The organism is Sulfitobacter sp. HI0027 (genome assembly GCF_001634775.1).
GTDB lineage: Bacteria > Pseudomonadota > Alphaproteobacteria > Rhodobacterales > Rhodobacteraceae > Sulfitobacter.
Genome location: NZ_LWER01000436.1, coordinates 16,737 through 30,534 on the forward strand (window position 1 = coordinate 16,737; position 13,798 = coordinate 30,534).

General features: G+C 58.3%; 9 protein-coding genes and 2 rRNA genes. All 11 read right to left on the bottom strand.

The window, feature by feature from the left end:
• Positions 1-148 precede the first annotated feature (148 nt).
• On the bottom strand, positions 149-4,399 hold the full coding sequence (gene rpoC / locus A3722_RS19770) for a DNA-directed RNA polymerase subunit beta' (RefSeq protein WP_067622142.1): 4,251 nt from the start codon (positions 4,397-4,399) through the stop codon (positions 149-151).
• Positions 4,400-4,494: 95 nt separating this feature from the next.
• Positions 4,495-8,631, bottom strand: coding sequence for a DNA-directed RNA polymerase subunit beta (gene rpoB / locus A3722_RS19775; RefSeq protein WP_067622139.1), 4,137 nt, complete (start codon positions 8,629-8,631; stop codon positions 4,495-4,497).
• A gap of 243 nt (positions 8,632-8,874) precedes the next feature.
• A complete protein-coding gene (gene rplL / locus A3722_RS19780) occupies positions 8,875-9,246 on the bottom strand; it encodes a 50S ribosomal protein L7/L12 (protein WP_067622135.1) in 372 nt (123 codons plus the stop codon).
• A 74-nt stretch (positions 9,247-9,320) separates the two neighbouring features.
• The gene (gene rplJ / locus A3722_RS19785) at positions 9,321-9,836 is read right to left on the bottom strand and encodes a 50S ribosomal protein L10 (RefSeq protein WP_007118819.1); all 516 of its coding nucleotides are present in this window, start codon (positions 9,834-9,836) and stop codon (positions 9,321-9,323) included.
• A gap of 273 nt (positions 9,837-10,109) precedes the next feature.
• A complete protein-coding gene (gene rplA / locus A3722_RS19790; RefSeq protein WP_067622131.1) occupies positions 10,110-10,808 on the bottom strand; it encodes a 50S ribosomal protein L1 in 699 nt (232 codons plus the stop codon).
• A gap of 1 nt (position 10,809) precedes the next feature.
• Positions 10,810-11,235, bottom strand: coding sequence for a 50S ribosomal protein L11 (gene rplK / locus A3722_RS19795; RefSeq protein WP_067622128.1), 426 nt, complete (start codon positions 11,233-11,235; stop codon positions 10,810-10,812).
• Positions 11,236-11,381: 146 nt separating this feature from the next.
• The gene (gene nusG / locus A3722_RS19800; protein ID WP_007118816.1) at positions 11,382-11,915 is read right to left on the bottom strand and encodes a transcription termination/antitermination protein NusG; all 534 of its coding nucleotides are present in this window, start codon (positions 11,913-11,915) and stop codon (positions 11,382-11,384) included.
• 208 nt (positions 11,916-12,123) lie between these two features.
• Positions 12,124-12,321 (bottom strand): preprotein translocase subunit SecE, encoded by a 198-nt coding sequence (secE, locus tag A3722_RS19805; protein WP_007118815.1) that lies wholly within the window; start codon positions 12,319-12,321, stop codon positions 12,124-12,126.
• 76 nt (positions 12,322-12,397) lie between these two features.
• Positions 12,398-13,006, bottom strand: coding sequence for a hypothetical protein (locus tag A3722_RS19810; protein ID WP_150119954.1), 609 nt, complete (start codon positions 13,004-13,006; stop codon positions 12,398-12,400).
• A gap of 203 nt (positions 13,007-13,209) precedes the next feature.
• Positions 13,210-13,324: ribosomal RNA gene (rrf, locus tag A3722_RS19815) — 5S ribosomal RNA — on the bottom strand.
• Positions 13,325-13,469: 145 nt separating this feature from the next.
• Positions 13,470-13,798 (bottom strand): 23S ribosomal RNA (locus A3722_RS19820); the annotation flags it as partial.

Consider the following 13,798-nt stretch of genomic DNA (forward strand, 5'->3'; position numbering starts at 1 on the left):
ATTGCCACTATGTGGCGGATGTAAGGCTACGGCGGCAAATTCCCGGCCATCTCGCTGGCGATGCGCATTCAAGGCTGCGGCACCGCGCATAAAAAAGCCCCCGCAACTTTCACTGCGGGGGCTTCTGATTTTCAGGTCAAACCTGCGATCAATCGCGGCTCTCGTCGTCACCGACCGGCGTGTTGAACACATCACCACCGACGATGTCGTCATCCGCGGATGCCGCAGGTGCTGCCAGTGCGGCGGCAGCTTCGGCCTCTTCGCGGCGCGCTTCGATCACGACGTTGTCGCGGTCTGTCGCCACTTTGCGCATCTGCTGGGTCGCCCCACCAGTGCCCGCCGGGATCAGACGGCCCACGATGACGTTCTCTTTCAGACCGACCAGCTTGTCCCGCTTGCCCTGAACCGAAGCTTCGGTCAGCACGCGCGTTGTTTCCTGGAAGGACGCGGCGGAGATGAAGCTGCGGGTCTGCAGCGACGCCTTGGTGATGCCCAGCAGGATCGGTTCGCCCTTGGCAGGACGGCCACCTTTCGACAAGGCCTTTTCGTTGGCCTGATCGAATTCCTGCTTGTCGACGTGTTCACCCTTGAGCAGCGTGGTGTCGCCGCTTTCTTGGATTTCCCACTTCTGCAGCATTTGACGCACGATGACTTCGATGTGTTTGTCGTTAATCTTCACACCCTGCAGGCGGTAAACGTCCTGCACTTCGTCAATCATGTATTCAGCCAGAGCTTCGACGCCCATGATCGCCAGAATGTCGTGCGGCGCGGGGTTGCCGTCCATGATGTAGTCACCCTTCTGCACGAAGTCGCCTTCGGCAACGGGGATGTGTTTCCCCTTGGGCACCATGTATTCAACCTTCACGTCCGGATCATCCGAGCTTTCGATCGCGATGCGGCGCTTGTTCTTGTAGTCCTTGCCGAAGCGCACATAGCCGTCGATTTCCGCGATGATGGCGTGGTCTTTGGGGCGACGTGCCTCAAAGAGTTCGGCCACACGCGGCAGACCACCGGTAATGTCCTTGGTCTTGGCACCTTCACGCGGGATACGCGCGATGATGTCACCGGCCTGCACCTCGGTCTGGTCCTCAACGGACAGAACCGCATCCACCGACATCGGATAGGTCACCGGGTTGCCCGCATCGTTGCGGACCGGCTCGCCATCTTCACCCACCAAGATGATCTCGGGCTTAAGCTCGTTGCCCTTGGGGGCCGCGCGCCAGTCGATCACGATCTTCTGGGTCATGCCGGTTGCTTCGTCGGTGTCTTCTTTGACCGCGATGCCCGAAACAAGGTCGACGTATTTGGTCATACCCGGTTTTTCGGCGATGATCGGCAGGGTGTAGGGATCCCATTCGAACAACTTGTCGCCGCGTGCAACGCTGTCGCCTTCCTTGACGTGAAGCTTGGTGCCGTAGCCGATCTTGTGGCTGGCGCGTTCATCGCCGTTCTCATCGACGATCGAAAGTTTCATGTTCCGACCCATGACGAGCATTTCACCGGCGCTGTTTTCAAGCGTCTGCGCATTGTCGAACACGATTTTGCCGGACTGGCTGGCTTCGAGGAAGGACTGCTGACCACCCTGAGCAACGCCGCCGATGTGGAAGGTCCGCATCGTCAGCTGAGTACCGGGTTCACCGATCGACTGGGCCGCGATGATGCCGACGGCCTCACCTTGGTTAACCAGCGTACCGCGTGCAAGGTCACGGCCATAGCACATGGCGCAGACACCCTCTTCGGCATCACAGGTCAGCGGGCTGCGGATCCGTGCGGACTGCACCCCGGCTTCGTCGATGGCATCCGACATGCGCTCGTCGATCAACGAACCTGCGGGCACCAGAACATCCTCGGCGCCGGGCACCAGAATGTCATCCGCCGCAACACGGCCCAGCAGACGCTCGGCCAGCGAGGAGACAACCTCACCGTCGTTGACAGCCGCTTCGGCAGTGATCGCAGTTTCGGTCCCGCAGTCATGCTCACGCACGATGCAGTCCTGGGCTACGTCCACCAGACGGCGTGTCAGGTAACCGGAGTTCGCTGTTTTCAGAGCGGTATCCGACAGACCTTTCCGCGCACCGTGTGTCGAGTTGAAGTACTCAAGAACGGTCAGACCTTCTTTAAAGTTCGAGATGATCGGCGTTTCGATGATGTCGCCATTCGGCTTCGCCATCAGGCCGCGCATCCCGCCCAGCTGTTTCATCTGCGTGACCGAGCCACGAGCACCGGAGTGGGCCATCATGTAGACCGAGTTTGGCTCTTTTTCGGAACCATTCTCGTGGTACGTGGTGGCCGAGATGGAGCCCATCATCGCCTCGGTGACCTTGTCGTTACACTTCGACCATGCATCGACGACTTTGTTGTACTTTTCGCCCTGAGTGATCAGGCCGTCCATATACTGCTGTTCAAAGTCCTTCACCTGCTCACGGGTCTCTTCAACCAGCGGCCATTTGGTGTCGGGGATCAGCATGTCGTCTTTGCCGAAGGAGATGCCCGCTTTGAAAGCTTCGCGGAAACCCATGGTCATGATCTGGTCACAGAAGATAACCGACTCTTTCTGACCGCAATAACGGTAGACGGTGTCGATGACCTGCTGCACTTCTTTCTTACGCAGCAGACGGTTGACGAGGTCAAACGGCGCTTTCGCGTTCAGTGGCAGAAGCGCACCAAGACGGATACGACCGGGGGTCGTGTCAAAGCGCATCATCACTTCGTTGCCTTCGGCGTCGATCTGTTTGATCCGCGCTTTAATCTTGGTGTGCAGGTGAACCGCACCGGCGTCGAGGGCGTGCTGCACCTCATCAACCGAGCCAAAGACCATGCCTTCGCCAACCATGCCTTTGCGCTCAAGGGTCGTGTAGTAGAGACCCAAGATCATATCCTGCGACGGCACGATGATCGGTGCGCCGTTTGCAGGCGACAGAACGTTGTTCGTGGACATCATCAGAACACGTGCTTCCAACTGGGCTTCCAGCGAGAGCGGCACGTGAACGGCCATCTGGTCACCGTCGAAGTCAGCGTTGAAGGCCGAGCAGACGAGCGGGTGAAGCTGGATCGCTTTACCTTCGATCAACACGGGCTCAAACGCCTGAATGCCGAGACGGTGAAGCGTCGGCGCGCGGTTGAGCATGACGGGGTGCTCACGGATCACCTCATCAAGAATGTCCCAAACTTCGGGACGCTCTTTCTCGACCAGCTTTTTCGCCTGTTTCACGGTGGAGGACAGACCTTTGGCCTCAAGCCGCGAGTAGATGAACGGCTTGAAAAGCTCCAAAGCCATCTTTTTGGGCAGACCACATTGGTGCAGCTTCAACTCAGGACCGGTCACAATGACCGAACGGCCCGAGAAGTCGACGCGCTTACCCAAAAGGTTCTGACGGAAGCGTCCCTGCTTACCTTTCAGCATGTCGGACAGCGACTTCAGCGGGCGCTTGTTGGCACCGGTGATGACACGGCCACGACGGCCGTTGTCGAACAGAGCGTCGACGGATTCCTGCAGCATCCGCTTTTCGTTGCGGACGATGATGTCAGGTGCGCGCAGCTCAATGAGACGCTTCAAACGGTTGTTCCGGTTGATCACGCGGCGGTACAGGTCGTTGAGGTCAGAGGTCGCGAAACGGCCACCATCCAGCGGCACCAGCGGGCGCAGTTCTGGCGGGATCACCGGGATCACGGTCATGACCATCCACTCAGGCCGGTTGCCCGACTCGAGGAAGGACTCAACCACTTTCAGACGCTTGATGATCTTCTTGGGCTTCAGCTCGCCTGTCGCCTCTTTCAGATCGGCGCGCAGGGTCTCGGCTTCGGCTTCCAGATCAATGGCGGCCAGCATTTCGCGGATCGCTTCGGCACCGATGTTGGCGGTGAAAGCGTCCATGCCATAGGCGTCTTGGGCGTCCATGTACTCTTCTTCGGTCATCATCTGACCGTATTGAAGATCGGTAAGGCCCGGCTCGATCACGACGTAGTTCTCAAAGTAGAGAACACGTTCAAGATCACGCAGTGTCATGTCCAGCATCAGGCCGATGCGCGAAGGCAGGGACTTGAGGAACCAGATATGCGCCACGGGCGACGCCAGTTCGATGTGGCCCATACGCTCACGGCGGACCTTTTGCAGCGTCACTTCGACACCGCATTTCTCGCAGACAACGCCGCGATACTTCATCCGCTTATATTTGCCGCAAAGGCATTCGTAGTCTTTGATCGGGCCAAAGATACGCGCGCAGAACAGGCCGTCACGCTCGGGCTTGAACGTCCGGTAGTTGATGGTTTCCGGCTTCTTGATCTCACCGAAGGACCAGCTGAGGATCCGCTCTGGCGAGGCCAAAGAGACCTTGATTTCGTCAAACGCTTTTTGTGGCGTCAGCGGGTTGAACGGGTTGTTTGTCAGTTCCTGGTTCATTTTCAAATCCTTGAAAGGGGTGCGTTGGGAGGGACTGGACCCGTTTTCTTTCGAAGAAAACGGGCCGGGATTTTTAAAAAATCCCGTTTACCGCGTCACTCATCCTCCTCCGCATCCAGGAGTTCCATATTCAGGCCGAGGCCGCGCACTTCCTTAACGAGAACGTTAAAGCTCTCTGGAATGCCCGCTTCGAAGTTATCCTCGCCCTTGACGATGCTTTCATAGACCTTGGTCCGGCCCGCGACGTCGTCCGACTTGACGGTCAGCATTTCCTGCAATGTGTAAGCGGCGCCGTAGGCTTCGAGAGCCCAGACTTCCATCTCACCAAAGCGCTGGCCACCGAACTGTGCCTTACCACCCAGCGGCTGCTGTGTGACGAGGGAGTACGGCCCTGTCGAACGTGCGTGGATCTTGTCGTCCACCAAGTGGTGCAGCTTGAGCAGGTACTTGACGCCGACAGTCACCGGGCGGGCAAACTGCTCACCTGTACGACCATCGAACAGCACCGACTGACCGGAGGTGTCGAACCCGGCCCGCTTGAGGCTGTCGTTCACGTCCGCTTCCTTGGCACCGTCAAAGACCGGCGTGGCGATTGGCACGCCGCGGCGCACGTTACCAGCCGCTTCAAGCAGCGTGTCTTCGTCCATGCCGCTGATGCCTTCTTCGTAGACATCATCGCCGTAGGCCAAGCTCAGCGCTTCGCGCACCGGTGTCAGATCACCCGAACGGCGGTACTCTTGCAGCGCCTCGTCGACATTCAGGCCCAGACCGCGTGCGGCCCAACCCATATGCGTCTCAAGAATCTGACCAACGTTCATCCGGCTAGGCACGCCCAAAGGGTTAAGACAGAAGTCGACCGGGGTACCATCGGCGAGGAACGGCATGTCCTCCATCGGCACCACTTTCGAGATCACACCCTTGTTCCCGTGACGACCGGCCATCTTGTCGCCCGGCTGCAGCTTACGCTTCACCGCCACGAACACTTTGACCATCTTCATCACACCCGGGGGCAGATCGTCACCACGACGTACTTTTTCGACCTTGTCCTCGAAACGTGCATCCAAGGTCCGTTTCTGGATCTCATACTGCTCGTTCAGGGCTTCGACGATCTTCGCGTCATCCTCGTCCTCAAGGGCCAGCTGCCACCACTGACCACGGGTCAGGGTTTCCAGCAGTTCCTCGGTGATCTGGCTGTTCGCCTTCACGCCTTTGGGGCCTTTGACGGCAATTTTGCCAAGGATCATATCCTTGAGACGCGCATAGATGTTGCGGTCAAGGATCGCCAGCTCGTCGTCCCGGTCACGGGCCAGACGTTCGACTTCCTCACGCTCGATCTGCAGCGCACGCTCGTCTTTCTCAACGCCGTGACGGTTAAAGACACGCACTTCGACAACCGTGCCGAAATCGCCCGGCTTCACACGCAACGAAGTGTCGCGCACGTCAGAGGCTTTCTCACCGAAAATGGCGCGCAGAAGCTTTTCTTCCGGCGTCATCGGGCTTTCGCCCTTCGGTGTGATCTTACCCACAAGGATGTCGCCCGGCTCAACGTCCGCACCGATGTAAACGATACCGGCTTCGTCGAGGTTGCGAAGGGCTTCCTCGCCGACGTTGGGGATGTCGCGGGTGATCTCTTCTGGCCCAAGCTTCGTGTCACGCGCGGCGACTTCGAATTCCTCAATGTGGATCGAGGTGAAGACGTCGTCACGGGAAATCCGCTCGGAGATCAGGATGGAGTCTTCGTAGTTGTAGCCATTCCACGGCATGAAGGCGACGACGACGTTCTTGCCGAGCGCCAGTTCCCCCATGTCGGTGGACGGACCATCCGCGATGACCTGCCCCTTGGTGACCTTCTCGCCCACCTTCACCAGCGGACGCTGGTTGATGCAGGTGTTCTGGTTCGAGCGCTGGAACTTGCGCATGCGGTAGATGTCCACACCCGCGTCGCCCAGCTCAAGGTCTTCGGTGGCCCGGATCACGATACGCGACGCATCGACTTGGTCGATGATACCCGCGCGGCGGGCCGTGTAGGCGGCGCCAGAGTCGCGTGCCACCACTTCTTCGATGCCGGTGCCGACAAGCGGCGCCTCAGCTTGCAGAAGCGGAACCGCCTGACGTTGCATGTTCGAGCCCATGAGAGCGCGGTTGGCGTCGTCGTTTTCGAGGAACGGGATCAGCGAAGCAGCGACCGAGACCAACTGCTTGGGCGAAACGTCGATCAGGTCCACGTTTTCTGTCGGGGCCAGCGTGTAGTCGCCGGACTGACGGGTCGAGACCAGTTCGTTCACAAACTTCATGTTCTCGTCGAGGTTGGCGTTCGCCTGAGCCACGGTGTGGCGCATTTCCTCGGTCGCGGACATGTAGTGCACTTCGTCGGTGACGGTGCTGTCCTTGACCACGCGGTAAGGCGTTTCGATGAAGCCGTATTTGTTCACGCGGGCAAAAGTGGCCAGCGAGTTGATCAGACCAATGTTCGGCCCTTCCGGCGTTTCAATCGGGCACATCCGACCATAGTGGGTCGGGTGAACGTCGCGGACTTCAAAGCCCGCACGCTCACGTGTCAAACCGCCCGGCCCAAGCGCCGAGAGACGACGCTTGTGCGTCACTTCGGAGAGCGGGTTGGTTTGGTCCATGAACTGCGACAGCTGCGACGAGCCAAAGAATTCACGCACCGCAGCCGCGGCCGGCTTGGCGTTGATCAGGTCTTGCGGCATCACGGTGTCGATCTCGACAGAGGACATCCGCTCTTTGATCGCACGCTCCATGCGCAGCAGGCCAACGCGGTACTGGTTTTCCATCAATTCGCCGACGGAACGCACACGACGGTTGCCGAGGTGGTCAATGTCGTCGATGTCGCCACGGCCATCGCGCAGGTCAACCAGCGCTTTGATACAAGCGACGATGTCGTCACGGTCCAGCGTACGCTGTGTGTCGGGTTTGTCGAGTGCCAGACGCATGTTCATTTTCACGCGGCCAACGGCCGAGAGGTCATAGCGTTCGCTATCAAAGAACAGCGTGTCAAAGAGCGCGGAGGCGGCCTCGACGGTGGGCGGTTCGCCCGGACGCATGACGCGGTAGATGTCCATGAGCGCGGTGTCGCGGTTCATGTTCTTGTCCATCGCCATGGTGTTGCGCATGTAGGGGCCAACATTGACGTTGTCGATATCCAGCAGCGGAATCTCGGTGATGCCCGCGTCGATCAGCTCTTTCGCGGTGCCGCCGATCAGGGTGCCGTCTTTGTCGTATTCCAGCGTCAACTCGTCACCGGCTTCGACGTAGATCGCACCGGTTTCTTCGTTGATGATGTCACGCGCGACGAACTTGCCAACGATGTGATCGAAGGGCAGCAGCAGGTCTTTGACCTTGCCTTCGTCGAGCAGTTTTTTGACGGCGCGAGGCGTGACCTTTTTGGTCGCTTCGAACAGGATTTCACCTGTCGCTGCATCCACCAGATCATAGGTCGGACGGGTGCCGCGCACGCGGTCGGGGAAGAAGGGTGCAACCCAGCCCTTGTTCTTCTCCAGCGTGTAGGTAACCGTGTTGTAATAGGCGTTCATGATCGCCTCTTGGTCCAGCCCAAGGGCATAGAGCAAGGTCGTCACAGGCAGTTTGCGGCGGCGGTCAATCCGGGCAAAGACGATGTCTTTGGCGTCGAATTCGAAGTCCAGCCAGGAACCGCGGTAGGGGATGATGCGGCAAGCGAAGAGGAGCTTGCCCGACGAGTGGGTTTTGCCCTTGTCGTGGTCAAAGAACACGCCCGGGGAGCGGTGCATCTGGGATACGATCACACGCTCGGTGCCGTTCACGACGAAAGTGCCGTTCGGCGTCATCAGGGGCATGTCGCCCATGAACACGTCTTGTTCTTTGATGTCTTTGACCGACTTCGCGCCGGTGTCTTCGTCCACATCAAACACGATGAGGCGCAGCGTCACCTTAAGCGGCGCGCTGTAGGTCATGTCACGCTGCTGACATTCCTCAACATCGTATTTCGGCTTTTCGAGCTCGTACTTGACGTATTCAAGCACGGAGGTCTCATTGAAATCTTTGATCGGGAAAACCGACTGGAAAACGCCTGTGATACCTTCACCATCGGTGGGGGTCTCGGCGTCGCCGGAATTCAAGAACAGATCGTAAGAGGATTTCTGAACCTCGATGAGGTTCGGCATCTCCAGCACTTCGCGGATTTTGCCGTAATATTTACGCAGACGTTTCTGGCCAAGGAAGGATTGTGCCATGTGTCGTGTCACCTTTCGTGTCTCTTGCCGAGCGCATCAACCACCGGGGCCGTGGTGCGCGCCCATAAGAGCGGAAAATCCGGGTCAATTCTTGGAATGCGTCCCACTGCATCCCTTCCGACCATGGACCTCTCCAGAGAAATGCTCTGAGCTAGAACATTCGTCAAAACAGGTCAGGCTGGACAGGAAAACTCCCGTCCAGCCCTTGTTCATGCGTGGTGCACGTTGCCGCGCACCTCTGGCTTAGGCCAGCTCGACTTCGGCGCCAGCTGCTTCCAGCTTGCCTTTGATGTCTTCGGCTTCGGCTTTGTCGACGCCTTCTTTGATCTTGCCACCGGCTTCGACCAGGTCTTTGGCTTCTTTCAGGCCGAGACCCGTGATGCCGCGGACTTCCTTGATCACGTTGATCTTGGATGCGCCGGCGTTCTTCAGAACGACGTCAAATTCGGTCTTTTCTTCTTCGGCAGCGCCGCCATCAGCAGGACCAGCCATCATCACTGCGCCGCCAGCGGCGGGCTCGATGCCGTACTCGTCTTTCAGGATGGTTTTCAGTTCTTGTGCTTCAAGCAGAGTCAGACCAACGATGTCTTCTGCCAGTTTTTTCAGATCAGCCATGTTTAGCTCTTTCCGTTACGATATGTGTGTTCCAACGCGCGTGTTCAACCCGAGCGCCGGCTTGACGATATGCCTTACGCAGCCGCCTTGTCCTCAATCGTGGACAAGATGGATGCGATGTTGCTTGCAGGTGCGCCAATGGCCCCGGCGATGTTCGAAGCAGGTGCGCCGAGCATGCCCGCGATGGTGGAGATAAGCTCCTCCCGCGAAGGCATTTTCGACACGGCTTCGACACCAGCGGCGTCCAACGCGTTCTCACCCATGGAACCACCAAGGATCACCAGCTTTGGGTTTTCCTTGGAGAACTCCTGAGCAACCTTGGCCGCAGCCACAGGATCCTCAGAATAGGTCAGAACGGTCATACCCGTCAGAAGGTCAGCGATGCTTTCGCATGGCTTGCCCTCAAGGGCGATCTTGGCGAGCCTGTTTTTGGCAACACGCACGGCCCCACCGGCAGCGCGTGCGCGCGCCCGAAGGTCCTGCATTTCGGCAACTGTCAAACCGACGTAGTGGCTAACCACAACGACGCCAGAGCTTTCAAAGATCTGGCCGAGTTCGTCGACCAGCTGTTCTTTTTGTGCTCTATCCACAGTTTCACTCCAAATTTGGGGGTTGCCCCCCGGCTCAGTTCAGGATGCGGTCTTCTGCATCCCATTCGGGTCCAATGTCAGGGTCCCGGCCAAAACCGCCCGAGGGCAGAATTTTTCCGGTTTCCCATCTCAGGAAGGAATTATTCAGGCCAAGGCCCAAACCCTCCGTCTCGGACAGACGCGCGGACCGATCTTTTGGTCCTTGCGTATCTGACGGCCGAAGCCGCCAAATCTCGGGTCGTAAGGTGGGAGGCTGGCCCCCACCCCACTGGATCACTCGGCGGTTGCGTTCTCGACAGCGACCGACACGCCCGGGCCCATTGTGGAGCTCAGGTTGATCTTTTTCATATATGTGCCTTTGGCACCGGCAGGCTTGGCTTTGGACACCGCGCCAACAAAGGCACGGATGTTCTCGGCCAGCTTGGCTTCGTCGAAGGACAGTTTGCCAACGCCTGCGTGGACGACACCGCCCTTTTCGGCTTTGAACTGAACTTCACCGCCCTTGGCCGCTTTCACGGCGTCGGCGACATCCATGGTCACGGTGCCAACCTTGGGGTTCGGCATCAGGTTACGGGGGCCAAGCACTTTACCCAGACGGCCAACGATCGGCATCATGTCGGGTGTCGCGATGCAACGATCAAAGTCGATCTTGCCGGACTGCACGGTTTCCATCAGGTCTTCTGCACCAACGATATCTGCGCCAGCCTTTTCGGCTTCTTCAGCTTTCGCGCCACGGGCGAAGACAGCAACGCGCATGGTTTTGCCGGTGCCGTTGGGCAGGCCGACAACACCGCGGACCATCTGGTCAGCGTGGCGTGGGTCAACACCGAGGTTCATCGCGATCTCGATGGTTTCGTCAAACTTTGCGTTTGCGTTTGCTTTGATGAGGCTTACCGCTTCTTCAACGGTGATCTCTTCTTTACCAGCAAAGGCTTCACGGGCGGCGCGGGTGCGTTTTCCAAGTTTTGCCATCTTACTTCACCTCGATGCCCATGGACCGGGCAGAGCCCAGAATGATTTTCATCGCCGCTTCCACGTCGTTCGCGGACAGGTCGGCGGCTTTTGCTTCTGCGATCTCGCGCAGCTGCTTGGTGGTTACGGTACCGACGGTTTCACGGCTCGGCGTTTTCGCGCCAGAGTTCACCTTGGCAGCTTTTTTCAGGTAGTAGGACGCCGGGGGCGTCTTGATGTCCATGGTGAAGGACTTGTCCTGATAGTAGCTGATCACGGTGGGGCACGGTGCGCCCGGCTCCATGTCTGCGGTCTTGGCATTGAACGCCTTACAGAATTCCATGATGTTGATGCCGCGCTGACCGAGGGCTGGACCCACGGGCGGGGACGGGTTTGCTTGACCCGCTTTGACTTGCAACTTCATCGTACCGACGAGTTTCTTGGCCATCTGACCATTCTCCTTTCAACACCCTTGGGGCGCGCCCCGCGGGATCTTCGTTGCGTGGTCCGGGTTGGGCGCCGCGGCGCCCTTGCCTCCCACAATGACCGACACCGTTGAGGCGCCGGGATGGCAGACCTGAGCCCGCCACACACTCAGATCTGTTTGTTGACCTGCGTGAATTCCAATTCGACCGGGGTTTCCCGGCCAAAGATCGAGACCGACACCTTGAGGCGCTGGTTGTCCTCGTCGACCTCTTCGATCATGCCGTCGAAGTCCTCGAATGGACCGTCGGCAACCTTGACCTTCTCGCCGATCTCGAAGTGGATCAGCGTGCGTGGGGCTTCTTCGCCTTCCTGCACACGACCCAGGATCGCTTGAACCTCAGCATCGCGCATCGGCATCGGGCGGCCTTGCGGGCCCAAGAAACCGGTGACGCGGTTGATCGAGTTGATCAGGTGATAGCCCGCGTCGGACATTTCCATATGCACCAGCACATAGCCGGGCATGAAGCGACGCTCGGTTGTCACCTTCTTGCCGCGCCGGACCTCGATCACCTCTTCGGTGGGCACCAGCACTTCGTCAATCTGGTCTTCAAGTTCCTGCTCGGCCACGGATGCGCGGATCTGCTCGGCGATCTTCTTTTCGAAGTTCGACAGGACACTGACCGAATACCACCGTTTTGCCATCTGAACTCTGGTCCCTGTCTTGCCATGCGGGCTGCCCCGGCATGTAAATTCGTCAATCACACGGAGCCTCGGCCCCGCAACATCTGAACAAAAAATCGGCGCGCAACTCGAATCGCCGCACGCCCCTTTTCAGGTCAGGTCTGCGCAATAGCCCGCGCAGACGCAGGTTTCAAGGGTGTAAAGATAAATTCACCCGCGCGGGCGATGCTTAGCCGAACATCCCAAGGATCTGCTGCAGACCGCCGCGGATCAGGATGTCTACGATCGCAAAGAAAACCGCCGTCAGCGCGGCGAGGATAAAGACCATCACAGTGGTCAGCATCACTTCGCGCTTGGTCGGCCAAACAACCTTGGCAACTTCGGTACGAACCTGCTGGATGAACTGAAGCGGATTGGTGGTGGCCATGACATCTTTCCTTGTTGCCCGATTGGGCGGATGTAACGGGTCCGCCCCCTAGTTTCAAGACACCATCGCGTGCAGCCTAGGCTTCGGAGTTGCGCAGACTGTCAAACCGGCGATCCAGGGCTTCGTCATAGCGGGTCTCAGCCGCTGCCATCTCGCCAAAGTCCGGCAGATAAAGCCCGTCGACCATCCCTTCGGGAAAGCGATCAAGCACCGCATCCCATTTCATCGCGAATGCATCCAAACGTGCATGAAGCGCCGCCGCCCGCTCCGGCCGCCGCGCGGCATACCAGCGCCCAAGCGCCAGTGCGCGCCCCCAAAACCCGTCATAACCAAGGGCGAGAAAGACCCCCAGCGAGACGAACACCGCGATGAAAACCACGCCCAGTACTAACCAAGGCCGCAGAATCACAGCGAGCGCAAGCAGGCTCAGCATCACCGCCCGAGGCGACGGTCGTTTCTTAGGTATCTTGAGCGGCAAACGTTTTTCGGATTTGCCTTTGGCAGCCTCCGGCTCCGGCAGCTCGGGAAAGGCATTGCGTCCGGACTGCCGATGTTTGGCGGGGGGCTCCGGTGTGTCCATCCCGGTGCCCTCATGCCTCTCCGTCATCACGTTTCGGATCGCAGACAGCGCGGTGGGGTCTAGTTCAGATGCTGAAGCAGGGGCAACCTTATCTGTGGGGGTCATCTTATCGATCTCTCTAGGCGGTTCCGAAAGAGTTACCGATCTATTGCGCCCTCTGCAGGGCGGAAAATGGACAGTTCTTGGGCATAGTGGTTTTGCGCCCCCCCCCGCCCCCCAAACACAAAACCGCCGCAGCTTTATAGCTGCGGCGGTTTTGTTATTTTTCTCATCGTGGAGAGATACTGTTTTTATCAGGAACTTATTAGGTTTGGCGATGACCTACTCTCCCACGTCTTAAGACGCAGTACCATCGGCGCTACGGCACTTAACGGCTGGGTTCGGGATGGGACCAGGTGTTTTGCTCGCGCTATGATCACCAAACCAAATAAATTCCTGATAGAGCGCTCTGCGCAGTAGAGCGACGGGGTCACCACTGCAGCGCTGAGCGTTGTTTGTCCAAGTCATGTACCACTGATTGTATGTGTATGCTTTTGATTGATAAGTTGAAGTCTTGCTTCTACTGGATCAAATCAAGCCTATCGAGCAATTAGTACCAGTCAACTGAACGTGTTACCACGCTTACATCTCTGGCCTATCGACGAGGTGGTCTACCTCGGCTCTCAGGGATACCTTGTTTTGAGGGGGGCTTCCCGCTTAGATGCCTTCAGCGGTTATCCTGTCCGATCATAGCTACCCAGCACTGCTATTGGCATAACAACTGGTCCACCAGTGGATCGTTCACCCCGGTCCTCTCGTACTAGGGGCAACTCCTCTCAAGTATCCTACACCCACGGAAGATAGGGACCGAACTGTCTCACGACGTTCTAAACCCAGCTCACGTACCTCTTTAAACGG

Coding starts and splice junctions, on each gene's coding strand:
- rplL (WP_067622135.1), bottom strand. CDS start 9,246: ATGGCTGATCTGAAAAAACTGGCAGAAGACATCGTTGGTCTGACTCTG.
- nusG (WP_007118816.1), bottom strand. CDS start 11,915: ATGGCAAAACGGTGGTATTCGGTCAGTGTCCTGTCGAACTTCGAAAAG.
- A3722_RS19810 (WP_150119954.1), bottom strand. CDS start 13,006: ATGACCCCCACAGATAAGGTTGCCCCTGCTTCAGCATCTGAACTAGAC.
- rplA (WP_067622131.1), bottom strand. CDS start 10,808: ATGGCAAAACTTGGAAAACGCACCCGCGCCGCCCGTGAAGCCTTTGCT.
- rpoB (WP_067622139.1), bottom strand. CDS start 8,631: ATGGCACAATCCTTCCTTGGCCAGAAACGTCTGCGTAAATATTACGGC.
- rplK (WP_067622128.1), bottom strand. CDS start 11,235: ATGGCCAAGAAACTCGTCGGTACGATGAAGTTGCAAGTCAAAGCGGGT.
- rpoC (WP_067622142.1), bottom strand. CDS start 4,399: ATGAACCAGGAACTGACAAACAACCCGTTCAACCCGCTGACGCCACAA.
- secE (WP_007118815.1), bottom strand. CDS start 12,321: ATGGCCACCACCAATCCGCTTCAGTTCATCCAGCAGGTTCGTACCGAA.